At 63.9% G+C, this 1,295-nt stretch carries 2 protein-coding genes; both read right to left on the minus strand.

The features are described from left to right. Window positions 1-272: alcohol dehydrogenase catalytic domain-containing protein (locus EN745_RS34880; RefSeq protein WP_148669381.1), on the minus strand; the 272-nt coding region annotated here is incomplete at its 3' end. Window positions 273-317: 45 nt separating this feature from the next. After that, window positions 318-1,295: glycine C-acetyltransferase (locus tag EN745_RS34885; protein ID WP_127423321.1), on the minus strand; the 978-nt coding region annotated here is incomplete at its 5' end.

The raw sequence follows: 1,295 nt of genomic DNA on the forward strand, positions 1-1,295 counted from the left end.
CCCGAGACGCGCTGGCCGAGCTTGTATTCGGTGACCGCGGCGCCGAAATCGGCGACCGTGCCGACGAACTCATGGCCCGTCACCATCGGCACCGGCACCGTCTTCTGCGCCCACTGGTCCCAATTGTAGATGTGCACGTCGGTGCCGCAGATCGCGGTCTTCCTGACCTTGATCAGCACGTCGTTGGGACCGATCTCCGGCACCGGCACCTCTTCCATCCAGATGCCCGGCTCGGCCTTGGCCTTAACCAGCGCCTTCATCATGTTGGACATTCTTTTGTTCCTTGAATCTCTTGATCCGGAATCGTTTTTCGGCGCTCAGGAAATCACGCCGAGCTCCCGTCCCACTGCGCCGAACGCCTCGACCGCGCGATCGATATCAGCGATGGAATGGGCGGCAGACATCTGGGTGCGGATGCGCGCCTGACCCTTCGGCACCACCGGGAAGGAGAAGCCGATGACGTAGATGCCGCGCTTCAGCATGCGCGCGGCCATCTCCTGTGCCAGAGCCGCATCGCCCAGCATCACCGGGATGATCGGATGGTCCGCGCCGGCGAGCGTAAAGCCGAGCTTGCCCATTTCGGAGCGGAACCGTTCCGCATTGGCATAGAGGCGCTCGCGCAAGGCGCCGCCATTGCGGATCATGTCGAACACCTTGATCGAGGCGCCGGCGATCGCTGGCATCAGCGTGTTGGAGAACAGATAGGGCCGCGAGCGCTGGCGCAGCCAGTCGACCACCTGGGCTTTGCCCGAGGTATAGCCGCCGGACGCGCCACCCAGCGCCTTGCCGAGCGTGCCGGTGATGATGTCCACCCTGCCTTCGACGCCGCAATGCTCGGCCGAACCGCGGCCATGTTTGCCGACGAAGCCGACCGCATGGCTGTCGTCGACCATCACCATGGCATCGTATTTCTCGGCCAGGTCGCAAACCCCCTGCAGGTTGGCGATGATGCCGTCCATCGAGAACACGCCGTCGGTGGCGATGAGCCGGAAGCGGCAATCTTTCGCCTCCTTCAGCCGGGCCTCGAGATCAGCCATGTCGTTGTTGACGTAGCGGAAGCGCTTGGCCTTCGACAGCCTGACGCCGTCGATGATCGAGGCATGGTTCAGCGCGTCGGAGATGATGGCGTCCTCCTCGCCGAGCAGCGTCTCGAACAGGCCGCCATTGGCGTCGAAGCAGGAGCCGTAGAGGATGGTGTCGTCCATGCCGAGGAAGGACGAGATCGTCGCCTCCAGCTGCTTGTGCTCCTCCTGCGTGCCGCAGATGAAGCGCACCGAGGCCATGCCGTAGCCGTA

The organism is Mesorhizobium sp. M4A.F.Ca.ET.022.05.2.1 (assembly GCF_003998845.1).
GTDB lineage: Bacteria > Pseudomonadota > Alphaproteobacteria > Rhizobiales > Rhizobiaceae > Mesorhizobium.